The sequence below is a fragment of the Planococcus sp. TJ-302 genome, assembly GCF_058268455.1.
Map to the genome: position 1 here is coordinate 337,451 of NZ_JBZDOI010000001.1, position 17,719 is coordinate 355,169.

Annotated in this window: 17 protein-coding genes; 15 read left to right on the forward strand and 2 right to left on the reverse strand. The window is 48.5% G+C overall.

What is annotated here, in order from left to right; genetic code table 11:
- Positions 1–26 precede the first annotated feature (26 nt).
- Together gcvPA and gcvPB are read left to right on the forward strand one after the other, a co-directional pair.
- Positions 27–1,394, forward strand: coding sequence for an aminomethyl-transferring glycine dehydrogenase subunit GcvPA (gene gcvPA, locus AC4EHB_RS01775; protein ID WP_490980520.1), 1,368 nt, complete (start codon positions 27–29; stop codon positions 1,392–1,394).
- On the forward strand, positions 1,387–2,850 hold the full coding sequence (gene gcvPB / locus AC4EHB_RS01780) for an aminomethyl-transferring glycine dehydrogenase subunit GcvPB (RefSeq protein ID WP_490980521.1): 1,464 nt from the start codon (positions 1,387–1,389) through the stop codon (positions 2,848–2,850). Before gcvPA ends, gcvPB begins: the two co-directional genes overlap by 8 nt.
- Positions 2,851–2,919: 69 nt before the next feature.
- Here the strand turns inward: gcvPB and AC4EHB_RS01785 are convergent, their stop codons facing one another.
- Both AC4EHB_RS01785 and AC4EHB_RS01790 read right to left on the reverse strand, forming a co-directional pair.
- Positions 2,920–4,194: an AAA family ATPase gene (locus AC4EHB_RS01785; RefSeq protein ID WP_490980522.1), complete on the reverse strand. Its 1,275-nt coding sequence runs from the start codon at positions 4,192–4,194 to the stop codon at positions 2,920–2,922.
- A 72-nt stretch (positions 4,195–4,266) separates the two neighbouring features.
- On the reverse strand, positions 4,267–4,650 hold the full coding sequence (locus AC4EHB_RS01790; RefSeq protein ID WP_490973877.1) for a rhodanese-like domain-containing protein: 384 nt from the start codon (positions 4,648–4,650) through the stop codon (positions 4,267–4,269).
- Between the two features lie 156 nt (positions 4,651–4,806).
- On the opposite strand from AC4EHB_RS01790, the gene AC4EHB_RS01795 reads away from it, so the two are divergent.
- The 13 genes from AC4EHB_RS01795 (at position 4,807) to AC4EHB_RS01855 (ending at position 17,710) form a co-directional block, all read left to right on the forward strand.
- Positions 4,807–5,586, forward strand: a complete 780-nt coding sequence (locus AC4EHB_RS01795) for a lipoate--protein ligase family protein (RefSeq protein ID WP_490981479.1) — start codon at positions 4,807–4,809, stop codon at positions 5,584–5,586.
- 189 nt (positions 5,587–5,775) lie between these two features.
- On the forward strand, positions 5,776–8,334 hold the full coding sequence (locus AC4EHB_RS01800) for a vitamin B12-dependent ribonucleotide reductase (protein WP_490973878.1): 2,559 nt from the start codon (positions 5,776–5,778) through the stop codon (positions 8,332–8,334).
- 390 nt (positions 8,335–8,724) lie between these two features.
- The gene (gene aroQ / locus AC4EHB_RS01805) at positions 8,725–9,165 is read left to right on the forward strand and encodes a type II 3-dehydroquinate dehydratase (RefSeq protein ID WP_490973879.1); all 441 of its coding nucleotides are present in this window, start codon (positions 8,725–8,727) and stop codon (positions 9,163–9,165) included.
- The gene (locus AC4EHB_RS01810) at positions 9,162–10,250 is read left to right on the forward strand and encodes a M24 family metallopeptidase (RefSeq protein ID WP_490980523.1); all 1,089 of its coding nucleotides are present in this window, start codon (positions 9,162–9,164) and stop codon (positions 10,248–10,250) included. The genes aroQ and AC4EHB_RS01810 overlap by 4 nt, the downstream gene beginning before the upstream one ends.
- The gene (gene efp, locus AC4EHB_RS01815) at positions 10,247–10,807 is read left to right on the forward strand and encodes an elongation factor P (RefSeq protein ID WP_490973881.1); all 561 of its coding nucleotides are present in this window, start codon (positions 10,247–10,249) and stop codon (positions 10,805–10,807) included. The genes AC4EHB_RS01810 and efp overlap by 4 nt, the downstream gene beginning before the upstream one ends.
- 128 nt (positions 10,808–10,935) lie before the next feature.
- Complete coding sequence (gene accB / locus AC4EHB_RS01820) at positions 10,936–11,439, forward strand: acetyl-CoA carboxylase biotin carboxyl carrier protein (RefSeq protein WP_490973882.1); 504 nt, start codon at positions 10,936–10,938, stop codon at positions 11,437–11,439.
- A gap of 13 nt (positions 11,440–11,452) precedes the next feature.
- Complete coding sequence (accC, locus tag AC4EHB_RS01825; protein ID WP_490973883.1) at positions 11,453–12,802, forward strand: acetyl-CoA carboxylase biotin carboxylase subunit; 1,350 nt, start codon at positions 11,453–11,455, stop codon at positions 12,800–12,802.
- Positions 12,803–12,817: 15 nt separating this feature from the next.
- Positions 12,818–13,222 carry an Asp23/Gls24 family envelope stress response protein gene (locus tag AC4EHB_RS01830; RefSeq protein WP_490973884.1) on the forward strand — a complete coding sequence of 135 codons (405 nt, stop codon included), beginning with the start codon at positions 12,818–12,820 and terminating at the stop codon, positions 13,220–13,222.
- A 669-nt stretch (positions 13,223–13,891) separates the two neighbouring features.
- On the forward strand, positions 13,892–14,287 hold the full coding sequence (gene nusB / locus AC4EHB_RS01835; protein WP_490980524.1) for a transcription antitermination factor NusB: 396 nt from the start codon (positions 13,892–13,894) through the stop codon (positions 14,285–14,287).
- A gap of 15 nt (positions 14,288–14,302) precedes the next feature.
- Entirely contained in the window at positions 14,303–15,169 is an 867-nt protein-coding gene (gene folD / locus AC4EHB_RS01840; protein ID WP_490980525.1) for a bifunctional methylenetetrahydrofolate dehydrogenase/methenyltetrahydrofolate cyclohydrolase FolD, read from the forward strand.
- A 78-nt stretch (positions 15,170–15,247) separates the two neighbouring features.
- Positions 15,248–16,609, forward strand: coding sequence for an exodeoxyribonuclease VII large subunit (gene xseA / locus AC4EHB_RS01845; protein WP_490980526.1), 1,362 nt, complete (start codon positions 15,248–15,250; stop codon positions 16,607–16,609).
- Positions 16,602–16,835, forward strand: a complete 234-nt coding sequence (xseB, locus tag AC4EHB_RS01850) for an exodeoxyribonuclease VII small subunit (protein WP_135501209.1) — start codon at positions 16,602–16,604, stop codon at positions 16,833–16,835. Before xseA ends, xseB begins: the two co-directional genes overlap by 8 nt.
- Positions 16,832–17,710, forward strand: coding sequence for a polyprenyl synthetase family protein (locus tag AC4EHB_RS01855; RefSeq protein WP_490980527.1), 879 nt, complete (start codon positions 16,832–16,834; stop codon positions 17,708–17,710). Before xseB ends, AC4EHB_RS01855 begins: the two co-directional genes overlap by 4 nt.
- Positions 17,711–17,719 lie beyond the last annotated feature (9 nt).

Consider the following 17,719-nt stretch of genomic DNA (forward strand, 5'->3'; position numbering starts at 1 on the left):
CTCATTTGAAAAGGGGACTGCACTCTATGAAACATCGCTACTTACCAATGACGTCTCAAGATGAAAAAGAAATGCTGGATGTTATTGGCATCCAGTCGATTGATGAGCTATTTGCAGATATTCCGGAGAAAGTTCGCTTTAAAGGCGAATACAAGATCAAAGCGGCAAAATCGGAATCTTCTTTGACGAAAGAACTGGCGCAATTGGCAGCGAAAAATGCTGATACAAACCGCTATGCTTCATTCCTTGGAGCGGGTGTCTACGATCATTACAAACCGATCATCGTCGACCACGTCATTTCACGTTCTGAATTTTATACGGCTTATACACCCTATCAGCCAGAAATTTCACAAGGTGAGCTGCAGGCGATTTTTGAATTCCAAACGATGATTAGCGAATTGACGGGCATGGACCTTGCGAACTCTTCTATGTATGACGGAGGCACAGCTCTAGCGGAAGCAGGAATGCTTGCTGCAGGCCACACGCGCCGCAAAAAAATCCTGGTGTCGCGCGCTGTCCATCCTGAAACACGTGATGTCGTTCGCACTTATGCGTTAGGGCAATCAATTGCTGTTGAAGAAATTCCATTGAAAGACGGACATACCGATCTTGATGCTTTGAAAGAAATGATCGACGGCGATACGGCTGCAGTCATGGTGCAATACCCGAATTTCTTCGGCCAAGTTGAAGACTTGAAAGGGCTGGAGCCGATTATCCATGAAGCGGGCGCATTGTTCGCGGTTTCGGCTAACCCATTGGCGCTTGGCGCATTGACGCCTCCCGGCAAACTTGGAGCTGACATCACTGTCGGCGACGCACAGCCTTTCGGCATCTCAGAAGCGTTCGGCGGTCCGCATTGCGGCTATTTCGCTGTTACCAAACAATTGATGCGTAAAGTTCCGGGGCGTTTAGTGGGTGAAACGGTTGATGAAGACGGACGCCGCGGATTCGTTTTGACGCTGCAAGCGCGCGAGCAGCACATCCGCCGCGATAAAGCGACTTCGAATATCTGTTCAAACCAAGCACTGAATGCATTGGCTGCTGCTGTGGCTATGACAGCTCTTGGCAAGGCAGGCGCGAAAGAAATTGCTGTACAGAACATTACTAAAACACATTATATGAAGCAGCAATTAAAAGAAGCCGGCTTTGACGTGATTTTTGACGGAGCCCATTTCAACGAGTTGACTGTGAAAACCCAAACACCTTCGAAAGAATTGAATGCACGCTTGCTCCAAAAAGGCATAATAGGCGGCTACGACCTCGGGCGCAGTTATCCGGAGCTTGAAGGCCATACGCTTGTCGCGGTAACCGAGCAGCGGACAAAAGAAGAGATTGATGCATTCGTGCAGGAACTTGCTGCAGCAGTGCAGGAAATGGGGGCTACTCATGCATAAAGATAACCAACTACTCATCTTTGAAATGACGAAAGAAGGCCGCGTAGGCTATAGCCTGCCAGAATTGGACGTGCCGGAAGTCGACTTGAACGATATCCTGCCTGCGGGTTTGATCCGCGAAGAAGCGGCTGACTTGCCGGAAGTATCTGAACTTGATATCATGCGCCATTATACGGCGTTGTCAAAACGCAACCATGGCGTTGATTCAGGCTTCTATCCACTTGGTTCTTGCACGATGAAATACAATCCGAAAATCAATGAATCCGTAGCGCGCTATCCTGGATTCGCGAATATTCATCCTTTGCAGGACGAGTCTACCGTCCAAGGAGCTATGGAATTGATGTTCGACCTTCAAGAGCATTTGAAGGAAATCACGGGCATGGACGAAGTGACGCTTCAGCCAGCAGCGGGTGCACACGGTGAATGGACAGGATTGATGATGATTCGCGCTTACCACGAATCACGCGGCGATATGAACCGTACGAAAGTCATCGTCCCCGATTCAGCACACGGCACAAATCCTGCTTCGGCTACAGTTGCCGGTTTTGAAACGGTAACGGTCAAGTCGAATGAACACGGGCTTGTCGATCTGGAGGATTTGAAACGTGTAGTCGGGAACGACACAGCAGCCTTAATGCTGACCAACCCGAACACATTGGGCCTTTTCGAAGAACAGATTCTTGAAATGGCTGCCATCATCCACGAAGTCGGCGGGAAACTTTACTATGACGGCGCGAACTTGAATGCCGTTATGTCAAAAGCGCGCCCTGGCGACATGGGCTTTGATGTTGTCCATTTGAATTTGCATAAAACATTCACAGGACCACATGGCGGCGGTGGACCAGGATCTGGGCCAGTCGGCGTCCATAAAGATTTGATTCCATATTTGCCAAGCCCAGTGCTGGTTAAAACAAATGATGCTTATACGTTCGACTATAACCGCCCGGAAACCATCGGACGCGTAAAACCGTTCTACGGCAACTTCGGCATCAACGTTCGTGCTTACACGTACATCCGCTCAATGGGGCCGGATGGCTTGAAAGCCGTGACCGAATATGCGGTATTGAACGCAAACTATATGATGCGCAAGCTGCAGCCATTCTTCGATTTGCCATACGACCGCCATTGCAAGCATGAATTTGTCTTGAGCGGCCGCCGCCAGAAAAAATTGGGCGTGCGCACTTTGGATATGGCAAAACGCTTGCTGGACTTCGGCTACCACCCGCCGACGATCTATTTCCCATTGAACGTCGAGGAAGGCATGATGATCGAGCCGACTGAGACCGAGTCAAAAGAGACTTTGGATGCGTTTATTGATGCGATGATCCAGATTGCCAAGGAAGTCGAAGACAATCCGGAAATCGTGCAGAACGCACCGCACACGACGGTGATCAAGCGCCTAGATGAAACACAGGCTGCCCGTAAACCGGTTCTCCGCTACACGAAAGCTGAATAAAACAATATAGGAAAAGCCCGCCTGCGAAATTTCGCAGGCGGGCTTTTTTTAGCAATATCGGGTGCTTGTTTAGTAGAAACCGATTGGCGAATCAGCATCATCCCAATCGTTTTTTGCAGATCGTCTGCTTTGCTTCTGAAGTTCTTGGATGCGTTCTCCATATTTCGTTTCCCCTTCATAATGCCAGTTCAAGGCAGCAGACATATACAGTTCGTTTAGTTGGGAAATCGATAAGCCTTTTGAAAGCTTGGCCATATCCTCTAGTTGTTCTGGAGTGAAAATCGACTTGACGTCAAGCTTCTTCAAATATTGCTTGCGCAGCTTTTTGTCAGGCGAAGGGATCTCATAAGCTCGATCAAAGCGTCCAGCACGGTTTATAAGAGCTGGATCGATTCGTTCCGGGTAATTTGTCGTCCCGATGATAAAGAGTCCCTCGCGCGATTGTGTGCCGTCGAGTGTATTGAGAAACACGGATCGTGTAAACTCGGGCATCGAGTCGATATCCTCGATGACCAGAATGGCGGGAGCGAGACGCGACACTGTACTGAAAACTTCCTGAACGGTATAGCTGGAAGTAAACTCGGTGATCTGCCAGTAAACGACAGGCGCTTCAGTAGAACCGGTGATTGACTTCACCAGTGTCGTTTTGCCGTTGCCGGGCGCGCCATAAAGCAAAATGCCCCGTTTGTAAGGAACTCCGTATTCTTTGAAGAATACGCCGTCTTCCCGGAAGAATTCATCGATCGAGCGGAAAATGTCCTTCTTGACCCCAGCTTCGAGTATGACGTCATCACGGTTGACAATGGCCATCTCTCCATAATTTCGGCGTTTGACACCATCATCGGTATCAACAAGAAAAGTGATGCTGTTCATCAATTCGAGCCGCAGCAAATCATTCATGGCTTCTAGGAAAGCGAGTGTGGCTTGTTCTGATTTTGCGAAACACTGGAATTCTGGCCAGGCATTTTCAGCAGCAGTGAAAATGGGGTATTGCGATAGCGCTACATCAAATTCGGGAAAATAGACCAGACGGTTTTCGAAACTCAGCCGGACTCTAAGGCTGCCGCTTTGATCATCTTCTTCAGTGCTGGCAATTTTGCCGAGCGGACGGGCTTGATACAAGAAACCCAGCGTCTCGAATTGCAAGCTGCCCTTTTCCATAAGATCAATCAGGTGGGTATGGAGCTGTGTAATTGTATCCTCGATGTCGATGTGGAACCAAGGCCCTTCAGAATGTCCATCGAGCGCTGCCAATGCTTTTTCGGAAATCGCCGCAATTTCTGCATAATGCGGCAAAGTTTCACGCAGGCTTTCCCCGTGGGGAAATAAAATTTTAGGTAACATGTTTTTCCTCCAATTCATATAATGGGCCCAGCGATTGAAAAAAGCCTTTCCACACGCGGGAAAGGCTCTAAACTATTGTTTGATTTTGACCTTGCCGCTCCATTGCTTGAAGCCGCCTTGTAGTTGGTATAATTGGTCGTAGCCTTTTTTCTTCAGGAACAAACCGACGCGGCCGCTGCGTACACCGTTCTGGTCATAAATGTAAACGGGTTTGTCAGCGCGGATTTCTTTGTAGCGCTGGTTCAATTGTGTTTGCGGGATATTGCGCGCACCAAGGATATGGCCGTTTGCAAAATCTTTCGCTTCACGTACATCGATCAGCTGCGCTTTGCGGTAGCCTTCGATAAATTGTTCTTGTGTCAATGTGGTTACGGCTTTCTTGATGCGGAAATATGAAATTGCAGCAAAGATGAGCACTGCAACTACGACGCCTAAAGTGATGTAAAGAAAATCCAATGTTCTTGCCCCTTTCTATTCTCTCTTTATTATAAAAGATGAAGTGACTCTTATTCAATGGCAATGTTACACTAATTAAAGAATTTAGGGGGCGATCTTGTGAATTTTCAAGAATGGTTATTCATCGATACCGGCAAAGCGCCGGCTTCTTTTAATATGGCGCTCGATGAAGCGCTGCTGAATTGGCATAGTGAAGGACTGATTCCACCGGTTATCCGATTTTACGGTTGGGAGCCGGCTGCGCTGTCAATCGGCTATTTCCAGAAAGTCGAGCAGGAAATCGACATGGAGGCCGTGAAAAGACTCGGCCTTGGCTTTGTGCGCCGTCCGACCGGCGGCAGAGGCGTGCTGCACGAGCATGAGCTGACGTACAGCATTATTGTGAGCGAAGCCTATCCGGATATGCCGGAGACGGTGACAGCGGCCTATAGGGTGCTCAGCGAGGGATTATTGGAAGGCTTCAGAAATTTGGGGCTCGACGCCTATTTTTCGATTCCCGAAAGCGAAAATGAAATAGCGGATTTGAAAAAACCGAAAAGTGCGGTATGTTTTGACGCACCAAGCTGGTATGAAATGGTCGTTGCCGGCAAAAAGGTGGCGGGCAGTGCACAGACGCGCCAAAAAGGCGTAATCCTGCAGCATGGTGCGATCTTGATCGATTTGGATGCGGAAAAATTATTATCGGTGTTCAAGTTCAAAGATGAAGCTTCAAAAGAGCGGATGCGCAAAAAAATTCCGGTAAAAGCAGTATCGATCAATTCGCTGCTTGAGGACGGCGTCACCGCGGAGCAATGTGTTCCAGTGTTCAAAGCCGGATTCGAGAAGGCTTTAGCGATCCGATTGGCGCCTTACCATTTGTCGGAAAGCCAGCTCGCCGAAGTGAAAAAAATCGAAGAAAAACGCTACGCAAATGACGATTGGAATTTTCGCACCTAAGGAGACTAAAGACTCATTTTGGAGCGTCGGTTTTGGCAGAAACCGTTGCACATTCAGCTTTGAGACGTCTCATGGAAAAACCAGCAAAATTTTGTTATTGCAGTGACGTTTCAATATATAGTAGGATGGGAAATGTAATAATACTATATATAGTGTTTACTCCATATAATATGAAGGAGGAAATGTCAAATGGTTTCTGCCACTCAAAAAAAATATTCATTAAATCCGGTGTCGTTGAATAGCGATATCCAGTCGTTCCCTCAAGTCCATGCAATCACTCCGGACATGAAAACGACACATAAAGGGGTATCTCGCCTCGTGATGATCGACCGCTATTCTTTTAAGGATACGGAGAAAAAGACGCTCAAAGCAGGCGACTTTGTCGTATTGACCGTCAAGCAAGATCCGAAATTCCCAGCCCGCGGACTCGGTTTCATCGTTTCCGTCGACAAAGCGGCTAACACGGCGCAAATTTGGATCGAGGAAGATTACCGCAGCGCAATCGACAAACCGGAAGAAATGGAAGCCGGCATCGTCAACCGCAGCCTTGATGTCATCGAAAAACCTCTGGAAGTGTATTACGAACAAATCGCGAAACGCAACGCAACGGGCCTGGCGTCTGTTGAAACGACTCCCGAAAAGCGTGAGCATTGGTTCAATAAATTCTACGAGCAGCTTGTCGGGCTGAAATTCATTCCTGCAGGGCGCGTTCTATACGGAGCGGGTGCCGGAACAGATGTTACGTATTTCAATTGCTACGTGATGCCTTTCGTCGCTGATTCGCGCGAAGGAATTTCCGACCACCGCAAGCAAGTGATGGAAATCATGAGCCGCGGAGGAGGCGTCGGCACGAACGGCTCGACGCTTCGTCCGCGCAATACATTGGCGAGAGGCGTCAACGGCAAATCTTCCGGCTCTGTTTCATGGCTGGACGATATCGCGAAATTGACTCATCTTGTCGAGCAAGGCGGATCGCGCCGCGGTGCGCAGATGATCATGCTTGCTGACTGGCATCCGGATATCGCGGAGTTCATCATTTCAAAAATGCAGAACCCGCGGATTCTCCGCTACTTGATCGAAAACACAGAAGACGAAACGATTAAAAAACTTGCCCATGAAAAATTGAAGTTCAAAGCGCTGACAGAACAAGAAGACGCGATGTATCAAGGAATCCTGAATTACCGCGCGATTCCTGGAATGGGCGGCTTCAATGAAAAAATCATGCGCGATGCTGAAACAAAGCTGCGCGATGGCGGTACTTATACGGTCCATAACGAAGAATTCCTGACAGGTGCGAATATTTCAGTAACCTTGACGGACGATTTCATGAAAGCGGTCGAAAGGGACGCAGATTTCGATTTGCGATTCCCGGCAGTTGAATCGTACTCGAAAGAAGAAATGGCCGTCTATAACGAAAAATGGCAAGAAGTCGGAGACGTACGCGAATGGGAGCGTTTGGGCCATAAAGTGCGTGTCTACCGCACAATGAAAGCGCGCGAGCTATGGAACCTCATCAACGTTTGTGCGACGTATTCCGCAGAGCCAGGCATTTTCTTCATCGACAACGCCAATGCGAAAACGAACGCAACAGCTTACGGCCAAAAAGTCGTAGCAACAAACCCGTGCGGCGAACAGCCGTTAGCACCATATTCAGTGTGCAACTTGGCAGCTGTCAACTTGGCGCAATTCGCAGATGCGAAAACGAAAAGAGTCGATTTTAAAGCGTTGAAAGAAACGGTCAAAGTCGGTGTCCGCATGCAGGACAACGTTATTGACGCTACACCTTACTTCCTTGAAGAAAACCGGGTGCAGGCGCTTGGCGAACGGCGTGTCGGCCTTGGAGTTATGGGGCTTGCGGATCTGTTGATTTATTGCGACAAAGAATACGGCTCGCCTGAAGGCAACGAGTTGGTCGATGAAATCTTCAAGACCATTGCAGCAGCGGCATACGAAGAATCGGTTGAATTGGCGTCAGAACGCGGAAGCTTCCCATTCTTGATCGGCAAAACCGATGAAGAAACAGCAGCGCTGCGCAAAGCGTTTACAGAAACAGGCTTTATGCAAGACATGCCGGAAGAAATCCGTGCAGGCATCCTTGAAAATGGCATCCGCAACTCGCATTTGCTGACAGTGGCACCTACGGGTTCAACGGGCACGATGGTCGGCGTATCGACCGGCCTGGAGCCATATTATTCATTCACCTATTACCGCAGCGGCCGCCTTGGTAAATTTATCGAGGTAAAAGCTGATATCGTACGTGAATACTTGAAAAACAATCCGGAAGCGGACGAAGAAAATCTTCCGAAAGCGTTTGTCACCTCCATGGACTTGGCTCCGGAAGCGCATGCGGATGTGCAATGCATCATCCAGCGCTGGATTGATTCGTCCATCTCCAAAACGGTCAATGCACCGCGCGGCTACACAGTGGAGCAAGTTGAAGGCGTCTACGAGCGTCTTTACAAAGGCGGCGCGAAAGGCGGGACCGTCTATGTCGATGGCAGCCGTGACTCGCAAGTATTGACTCTGAAAGCGGAGGACAACACATTCGAAGAACCGCATCAAGAAGAAGTGAAAGGCAAGCGTCCAATCGTTCTTATTGATACCATCCAAGATCTGCGTTCAACGAACGTCTCGATCGGCTCTGAAGTGGGCGATACTTGCCCAGTCTGCCGCCAAGGGACTGTTGAAGAAATGGGCGGCTGCAATACCTGCACCAATTGCAATGCCCAATTGAAATGCGGACTTTAATCGAATATCCATTCCAAAAGCGCGACGGCTCCAGCCGCCGCGTTTTTTTGCGTCCGAAAATTGATGCATACGCCTTTAGAAAAAATAAATGTATATTATTACATAAGGTTTTTTTGATAAAAAATCAAGAACGTAACAAGAGCTTCGCAAAACGGACTTCTTTTAAAAGCTGAAGCCCTAAATCGGCATTAATTTAGAATTAACATGACGAAGCGGACAGTCTACATGAACTAAAGAGCGGTTGACATGAACTATTTTGAATTCAACCGGTACTAGCAAAAGAAGAGTTCTGCCTTCCAGTGAAGCGAAAGACCAAATAGATGAAAGATTTGCTCTCTTAGGCTGCTGTGATAAAATAATGAAGAATGTGACAGGATAGGAGTGGGGTCAATGAAAGTGTTGTGTTTGAATGGACCGAACCTGAACCGCCTCGGCAAGCGCGAAAAGGAAGCCTACGGCACGTTTACGCTGGAGGAGTTGGAAACAGAGCTGATGGATTTTTCAGCGGTCAATGGGATTGAACTTTCTTGCTTGCAGTCAAACCATGAAGGCGAACTGATCGACTGGATCCACAAGGCAGCGGACGATGGCACGGATGCCATTGTGCTGAATGCGGGGGCATATACCCATACAAGTGTAGCGATACGCGACGCAATTGCGTCCATCCAGATTCCTGTTATTGAAGTACATATCTCAAACGTTTACAAGCGGGAGGAATTCCGCCGCCATTCCCATATCGCGCCGGTTGCCGCCGGACAAATTACGGGATTCGGCAAAGATGTCTACAAACTTGCGCTGCATGCGCTGCTTTTAACCCAATCGAGAGGATGAATCCAGTGAAACTTCAAAAATTGCGAAACGAAATGGAACAGCAGAATATCGAGGCTTTATTGATCACCAGCCAAAATAATTTACGGTACATAACGGAATTTACGGGGTCCGCTGGCCTTGCGCTTGTATCGCAGGAAAAAGCTTTTTTCGTCACGGATTTCCGCTACACGGAACAGGCGTCAGCCCAAGTTAAAGAATTTGAAGTCGTACAGGCGAAGACCAACCTGCTAGAAGAGGTAGCCGAGATATCGAAATCGCTTGGCCTTGGATCGGTATCATTCGAACAGGATTATGTAACGTTTGCTCTTTACACACAATACGTTGAAAAGCTGGAAGCCGAGTTGAAGCCGGCAAGCGGCTTGATCGAGAAGATCCGCATGATCAAAACGCCTGAAGAAGTAGAAATTTTGAAAGCGGCTGCGAAAATCGCCGATGACGCATTCGAGCATATTTGCACGTTCATCAAGCCGGGAATGGCTGAAGTGGAAGTATCCAACGAGCTGGAATTCTTCATGCGCAAACAAGGGGCGACTTCATCGTCTTTCGATATCATTGTCGCTTCAGGCGGCCGTTCTGCTTTGCCGCACGGCGTCGCAACGGATAAAAAGATCGAAGAAGGCGATATGGTCACCTTGGACTTCGGCGCTTTGTACAATGGCTATATCTCAGACATCACACGGACGGTTGCTGTCGGAGAGCCGTCTGAAAAGATGAAGGAAGTTTACCAGATCGTTTTAGACTCCCAGGTGCTAGCGCTCCAAAACATCAAACCCGGGATGACAGGAATTGAAGCGGACGCGATCGCGCGCGACCACATCAAGTCAAAAGGATACGGGGAAGCATTCGGCCATTCGACTGGCCACGGCATCGGCCTTGAAGTCCATGAAGCTCCCGGTCTTTCATTCAAATCGCAGACCGTACTCGAGCCAGGAATGGCAGTGACAGTGGAGCCTGGAATTTATCTGCCGGGTATTGGCGGAGTCCGCATAGAAGATGATATACTAATAACCGAGTCCGGCAATGAACGATTGACCCACTCCACAAAAGAACTGCGTATTTTACAAGTAACGGAGGAAATTAAATGATCTCAGTAAACGATTTTAAAACAGGCGTCACAATAGAAGTGGATAACGGCATTTGGCGCGTTATGGAATTCCAGCACGTCAAACCGGGCAAAGGTGCGGCATTCGTGCGCACAAAGCTCCGCAACCTGCGTACAGGAAGCGTCACAGAGAAAACGTTCCGAGCTGGCGAGAAAGTCGCTAAAGCGCAGATCGACAACCGCAAAATGCAGTACCTTTACGCAAGCGGCGACGTCCATGCGTTCATGGATACAGAAACATACGACCAAATTGAATTGCCGGAAAAAAGCATTGAATACGAATTGAAATTCCTGCAAGAAAACATGGAAGTTCAAGTCATCCAATTCCAAGGCGAAGTGCTAGGAGTGGAATTGCCGAATTCAGTCGTGCTTGAAGTAGCCGAAACTGACCCAGGCATCAAAGGCGATACAGCGAGCGGCGGAACAAAGCCTGCTAAATTGACGACTGGCCTTATTATTCAAGTGCCATTCTTCATCAACGAAGGCGATAGGCTGATCATCAACACAACGGATTCTTCTTACGTCTCACGCGCACAATAATCCATGCAATCGGCCTCTATAATCTAGAGGCCTTTTTTTAAATATTCCGTTGGCTATTTCAAAATAGATTGAAAAAGTCTAAAATGGGATAGTGGCAACAAATATACATAAAAGGGGAGTAGGATCATTTGAAAATCCAAGAAATACGCGAAATCATCAAATTGGTGGATGGATCGTCTATCGACGAATTCACTTATGAGTCTGAAGGCGTCAAAGTGAAATTGAAGAAAAATGGCGGAGCTGTCCAAGCCCCGGCAACACAAGCTCCACCGGCATTACCTAAAGCTGAGACGAGTGCACCCGCACCGGCCGCAAACCCGGCTCCTGCAGCGAAAGCCGAAGAATTGATTTCAGAAGAAACACCGGAATTGGCAGTCGACAATAACGACGACCTGCATAAAATTTTGTCGCCGATGGTTGGGACATTCTATATGTCACCATCACCGGAAGACGAGGCGTATGTAAAAGTTGGATCGAAAGTATCCGCCGACCAAGTGGTCTGCATCGTAGAAGCGATGAAGCTGTTCAATGAAATCGAAGCGGAAGTGGATGGGGAAATCACGGAAATCCTGGTTCAAGACGGCCAATTGGTTGAATACGGCCAACCTCTATTCCTCGTTAAAGCGAACTGAGGAGGGGAACCCTATGAAAAAAGTATTAATTGCCAACCGCGGTGAAATTGCTGTCCGCATTATCCGTGCCTGCAAAGAAATGGATATCGCGACAGTTGCAGTTTATTCGGAAGCCGATAAGGAAGCGCTTCACGTCGAGCTTGCTGATGAAGCGTATTGCATCGGACCGAAAGCGTCTAAAGACAGTTACTTGAACTTCTCTAATATCATTTCTGTAGCAAAATTGACGAATTGCGACGGCATCCACCCAGGATATGGTTTCCTGGCAGAAAATGCCAGTTTCGCAGAGCTTTGCGAAGCATGCGATATCATGTTCATCGGCCCGACTTCAGAAGCCATTTCAAAAATGGGCACTAAAGATGTCGCGCGTGAAACAATGAGACTGGCAGGCGTCCCTGTAGTCCCAGGCTCCACCGGCATTGTCGGCAGTGAAAAAGAAGGCTTGGAAATCGCGGAAGAACTCGGATTTCCGGTCATCATTAAAGCGACTGCAGGAGGCGGGGGCAAAGGGATCCGTGTCGCCCGCAGCCGTGAAGATTTTATCACTGGCCTGCGCATGACCCAAAAAGAAGCAGCTGCAGCGTTCGGCAATCCCGGTGTTTACATCGAGAAATTCATCGAAGATTTCCGCCACGTGGAAATCCAAGTGATGGCGGATTCGCACGGCAACGCAATTCATTTGGGCGAACGCGATTGTTCGATTCAACGCCGCATGCAGAAATTGGTCGAGGAGGCGCCGTCTCCTGCACTCAGCCCGGAATTGCGTGCTGAAATGGGCGATGCCGCGGTGAAAGCGGCTCTTGCCGTCAATTACCGCGGAGCCGGTACGGTTGAATTCATCTTCGACGCCGTCAACCAGAAATTCTATTTCATGGAAATGAATACGCGCATTCAGGTGGAGCATCCAGTCACAGAAATGATTACCGGCATCGACTTGATCCAGCAGCAGCTGAAAGTCGCTTCTGGGGAAACCTTGGCATACACGCAAGAAGATGTAACGTTTAAAGGATGGGCGATCGAATGCCGCATCAATGCAGAAAATCCGGCGAAGAACTTTATGCCGTCTGCAGGAAAAGTGTCGATGTACTTAGCTCCAGGCGGCCTCGGCGTACGCGTCGATTCGGCAATGTACCCAGGCTATACAATTCCGCCGTATTACGATTCGATGGTTGCGAAGCTGATTACATTCGCCGATACGCGCGAAGAAGCGATTGCCAAAATGAAACGCGCATTGAGCGAGTTTGCAATAGAAGGCGTTCACACAACTATCCCGTTCCATTTAAAATTAATGGATCACGAAGTATTCAAATCCGGGGATTTCAACACGAAATTCCTTGAAAAATATGATGTTTTAGAGTCCTAAAAGGAGAGTTGCCATATGTCTGAAAAAACAGCACCGTATTTGCGCATGAAATCACATGGCGCACAGGATTTAGGCAGCATCGAAGTGGCACCTGAAGTATTGGAGATCATCGCAAGCATTGCGGTGTCCGATATCGAAGGGATCGCCAGCATGCGCGGCAATTTTGCATCAGGCGTCGTTGAGCGCTTGGGCAAAAAAGTCCATGGAAAAGGTGTCAAATCCGAGTTGTCAGAAGCCGGATTGATGATTGATGTGTATTGCGTCGTGAATTATGGCGTGTCTATTCCGAAAACAGCGCAGAAAGTCCAGGAACATGTGCGCCAAACGCTTGAGAATATGACAAGTCTTCAGACACAGGAAGTCAACGTCCATATCACCGGCGTGCAATTTGAAACGTCCCATACAGACGAGCAGCATTAAAGAGCTGCCTGATAAGTCCGGAACCCGGGCTTATTGGGCGGCTTTTGTTTTTTAATTTTTGGGGTGGCAATTTAGTTGATGATACTCCGCAAAACTGCTTCACTAGCTTCGAAGCAAAAACCAGTAGCCGACGTAAGGCGGAGCTCATTTGTTTAATTCAAGTGACGGTATTAGGATTTTATTTCTTTAATGAAGCTACGAGTATAACTATTGCTTCTGGATCGCTTCACTAGCTTCGACGCAAAAACCATGCCCCGCCGCAGGGCGGAACTAATATGTTTACAGACTGTGCTGGTAATAGGCATTAATTTCTTTAACTCCGCGAAGGGTTTAACTTTTGCTTCTGTCCCTGCATCGCTGCGCTAGCTTCGGGACATAGAAGAAATTGCATCGCTTAGCTAGCTTCGAAGCAAAAATCATGCTCCGCCGCCGGGCGGAGTTCATATGTTTACAGACTATGCTGATAATAGGCTTTTATTTCTTTAACTTCGCGAAGGGGATAACTATTGCTTCTGCATCGTTGCGCTCCGCTTCACTAGCTTCGAAGCAAAAACCATGCCCCGCCGCAGGGCGGAGCATGGTTTTGTCTGAACATTTCAAACTTGGAACTTCTATTGGATTAGCTGTATAATGAGGGGTAATTAGTGTGAAAAGGGGACCGGAAATTATATGAAACGACATGAGGCACGAGAAAAGGCGCTCCAGACTTTATTCCAAATCGATGGCACGGAGCTGACAATCGGCGAAGCTAGTGAGCATGTGATGGGTGAAGGCGTGGAGAAAGATAATTTTTACGAGCTATTGGTCGAAGGTACGCATGCGAATATGGCGGCGATTGATGAAAAGCTGAAAGGCCATCTTGAAAACTGGTCACTTGAACGCCTTCCAAAAGTGGAACGGACGATTCTTCGCATGGCAGTGTTCGAGCTTACTTTCATGGAAGATGCTCCGGCAAGCGTCGTGATGAACGAAGCGATCGAGCTGAGCAAAACTTTCGGAGATGATAAATCCAGCCGCTTTGTTAATGGCGTGCTGTCGAAATTTACTGATGAACTAGCAAACTAAATTGGAGGGGTTTTTGTGACGGCGATTCTTATCGACGGGAAAGCAGTAAGCCAGAAGATTAAAGAGCAAGTGGAAGTGCGCGTAAAATCATTGAAGGAACAAGGGGTTTCGCCTGGACTGGCCGTTGTGCTGGTAGGGGAAGATTCCGCTTCGCTTACATATGTCAAAAACAAGAAAAAAACGTGTGAATCGCTCGGTATGCGTTCGGATCTCCATCAATACCCGGATCATTTGAGCGAAGAGGACTTGTTGGCGAAAATAGCGGAATTGAACAACGATCCTGAAATCCATGGCATCCTTGTGCAATTGCCGCTGCCAGAACATATCGATGAATTCAAAGTGATATTGGCAATCGACCCGTCCAAAGATGTCGATGGCTTTCATCCGATATCTGTCGGCAATATGGTGATCGGCAAAGAAGCATTTCTGCCGTGCACACCGCATGGCATCATGAAACTGCTGGAACATTACGGCATCGATCCTGCCGGCAAACACGCCGTAGTCGTCGGCCGCAGCAATATCGTCGGGAAACCGGTGGGCCAGCTGCTGCTGCAAAAGGACGCGACTGTTACGTTTTGCCACTCAAAAACCCAAGATTTAGCGTCATATACCAGACAAGCGGACATTGTGATTGCTGCTATCGGCAGAACCAAATTCATCGGCGCCAGACACATAAAACCGGGTGCTACCGTAATCGACGTCGGCATGAACCGCGATGAAAATGGCAAACTTTGCGGCGATGTCGATTTTGCTGCAGTGCAACAAATAGCGGGCTATCTTACACCAGTGCCAGGCGGTGTTGGGCCAATGACCATCGCGATGCTGATGGAAAATACGCTCCACTCTGCTGAAAGTGGGCTGCAGAAAGACAAAAACGCCTAAACCATGTAAAATGAATAAAAATGAGCTGTTTTTCGAAAGAAAGACAGCTTTTTAATTTCTAAGATTGGGGTTGAAATTTTGGCGGCCGACCCGTATTTATCCGTAAAAGCATTAACCAAATACATAAAAAAGAAATTTGATGTGGATCCCCATCTGCGCGATGTCTATGTAAAAGGGGAATTATCCAACGTTAAAATCCATACCAGCGGCCACATCTACTTCACCTTAAAAGATGATGCGTCGCGACTGCCGGCAGTCATGTTCTCAGCAAACGCCAAAGCGGTGAAGTTCAAACCGGAAAGCGGCATGACCGTGCTGATCCGCGGAGACGTCAACGTTTACGAGGCATCCGGCCAGTACCAGCTATATGCCCAATCCATGCAGGCAGACGGCATTGGCGATTACTACCTGGCATTTGAACAGCTGAAAGAAAAACTCGCCAAAGAAGGGCTGTTCAATGCCGCACATAAAAAGGCATTTCCACGCTTTCCAAAGCGTATCGCAGTGGTCACCGCGCCGACCGGGGCAGCTGTCCGCGATATTTGCATCACGCTGAACCGGCGCTACCCCCTCGCACACGTTGTCATTTATCCCACATTGGTACAAGGCGCACAGGCGACCCAATCGATTGTGCAATCCATCCAAGCGGCGAATCAAAAAGACTACGACATACTAATCGTCGGACGCGGCGGCGGGTCAATTGAAGACTTATGGTCCTTCAATGAAGAAGCTGTCGCGCGTGCCATTTACCAATCGCGCATACCAATCATCAGCGCCATCGGCCATGAAACGGATACGACAATTGCCGATTTTGTATCGGATTTGCGTGCCCCGACACCGACGGCCGCAGCTGAGCTCGCTGTGCCGAGCAAGGCGGAGCTTCTGGACCGGCTGCTCCAATACCGCAGCGGCATGTACCGGACGACTGCAAACACAATTTCGCGTGAAAAGGCTTCTTTGGAGCGGCTCACGACATCGTTTCCGCTCGCTTATCCGGACCGCTTGTACCGCCCCTTCATTGAACGGGTAGAACGGGCGACCGAGTCATTGCGGCGGGAAACGTTCCAGCAATTTAATTATGCCCGCGAACGGTACAAGAATTTGGACAAACAGCTGGCAACGCGCACCCCGGAAAGCCGAATCCGCCAATCTTCGCTGGAAATTGATGCGCTGAAAAAGAGGATCGACCAGCTGGCAGCGCTTGCGGTGCGGGACAATACCCAGCAATTAACATCAGCGATGAGAACATTGGATGCCTTAAGTCCCTTGAAAATCATGGACCGCGGCTATTCCATCATCTATAAAGACGACAAAGTCATTAAAAGCGTTGAGCAAGTAGAAGCCGGCGATAGATTAAGCATTTCCATGAGAGACGGCGTTTTGAAAACGAGCGTAAGCGAACGAATCTTAAAAAGTGAAGGAGAGCGACAAGATGGCTGAAAAAGAAATCATGTTCAATCAGGCAATGGAACAATTGGAAGAAATTGTTCGTCAATTAGAGCAAGGTGATGTGCCGCTCGAAGAAGCGCTCACTTTATACCAAAAAGGCATGGAATTATCGAAAGTCTGCCACGACAAATTGCAGAATGCCGAAAAGCAATTGGTGACAATGATGCAAGAAGGCAAAGAAGTGCCAGTAAATCTTGAGGACGGTTCTGCCAAATGAACTTAAGCGAATTTAGAGCCCATTACGAACCGTTGATCCAACAGGAACTTGCGGACCAAATCCAAATGCTGTCCATTCCGGCGTCCTTGAAGGAATCGATGCATTATTCGCTGCAGGCAGGAGGCAAGCGCATCCGGCCAATCCTGCTTTTAGCAGTATTGCACGAACTTGGTGAAGACCATCCGGACGCGTTGAAAGTTGCGGCGTCGATTGAAATGATCCATACCTATTCGTTGATCCACGACGATCTGCCGAGCATGGACAATGATGATTTGCGCAGAGGCATGCCGACGAACCATAAGGTGTTTGGAGAAGCTGTGGCGATTCTTGCCGGCGACGCGTTACTCACGTATAGTTTCGGCGTGTTGGCTCGTTTGAACCACGTATCAAGCGATGACAAAGTGCGACTCATCGATTTGCTGAGTGTCGCTGCTGGTGCAGAAGGCATGGTTGGCGGCCAAGTACTCGACATCGAAGGCGAAGAGAAAAAACTGTCGCTTGAAGAACTCGAACAAGTGCACCGCTTGAAAACGGGCGCATTGCTGACATACAGCATTCTTGCCGGCGCGATACTCGGCAACGCACAGCCGGAAGAAATGGTGGCGCTCGGCAAATTCGGCGAACACATCGGTTTGGCGTTCCAAATCCAAGATGATATTCTGGATGTCACAGGAACGTCACAAGAGCTTGGCAAGACCGCAGGCAAGGACGAATCGAGTGCGAAAAGCACTTATCCAGGCTTGTTAACGCTGCCAAAAGCGAAAGAAAAACTGGATTTCCATGCCCACGAAGCCCTGCAAGCAGTCTCGGTTTTGCGCGGAAGAACGTCGCTGCTCGAAGAACTCGCAGCATTAATCGTAAAAAGAAAAAGCTGAACACATACA

What these genes read in the sequence shown, in the direction of transcription:
- gcvPA (WP_490980520.1), top strand. Translation starts at nt 27, where the DNA reads ATGAAACATCGCTACTTACCAATGACGTCTCAAGATGAAAAAGAAATG.
- gcvPB (WP_490980521.1), top strand. Translation starts at nt 1,387, where the DNA reads ATGCATAAAGATAACCAACTACTCATCTTTGAAATGACGAAAGAAGGC.
- AC4EHB_RS01785 (WP_490980522.1), bottom strand. Translation starts at nt 4,194, where the DNA reads ATGTTACCTAAAATTTTATTTCCCCACGGGGAAAGCCTGCGTGAAACT.
- AC4EHB_RS01795 (WP_490981479.1), top strand. Translation starts at nt 4,807, where the DNA reads ATGGCGCTCGATGAAGCGCTGCTGAATTGGCATAGTGAAGGACTGATT.
- AC4EHB_RS01800 (WP_490973878.1), top strand. Translation starts at nt 5,776, where the DNA reads ATGGTTTCTGCCACTCAAAAAAAATATTCATTAAATCCGGTGTCGTTG.
- aroQ (WP_490973879.1), top strand. Translation starts at nt 8,725, where the DNA reads ATGAAAGTGTTGTGTTTGAATGGACCGAACCTGAACCGCCTCGGCAAG.
- AC4EHB_RS01810 (WP_490980523.1), top strand. Translation starts at nt 9,162, where the DNA reads ATGAATCCAGTGAAACTTCAAAAATTGCGAAACGAAATGGAACAGCAG.
- efp (WP_490973881.1), top strand. Translation starts at nt 10,247, where the DNA reads ATGATCTCAGTAAACGATTTTAAAACAGGCGTCACAATAGAAGTGGAT.
- accC (WP_490973883.1), top strand. Translation starts at nt 11,453, where the DNA reads ATGAAAAAAGTATTAATTGCCAACCGCGGTGAAATTGCTGTCCGCATT.
- AC4EHB_RS01830 (WP_490973884.1), top strand. Translation starts at nt 12,818, where the DNA reads ATGTCTGAAAAAACAGCACCGTATTTGCGCATGAAATCACATGGCGCA.
- nusB (WP_490980524.1), top strand. Translation starts at nt 13,892, where the DNA reads ATGAAACGACATGAGGCACGAGAAAAGGCGCTCCAGACTTTATTCCAA.
- xseB (WP_135501209.1), top strand. Translation starts at nt 16,602, where the DNA reads ATGGCTGAAAAAGAAATCATGTTCAATCAGGCAATGGAACAATTGGAA.
- AC4EHB_RS01855 (WP_490980527.1), top strand. Translation starts at nt 16,832, where the DNA reads ATGAACTTAAGCGAATTTAGAGCCCATTACGAACCGTTGATCCAACAG.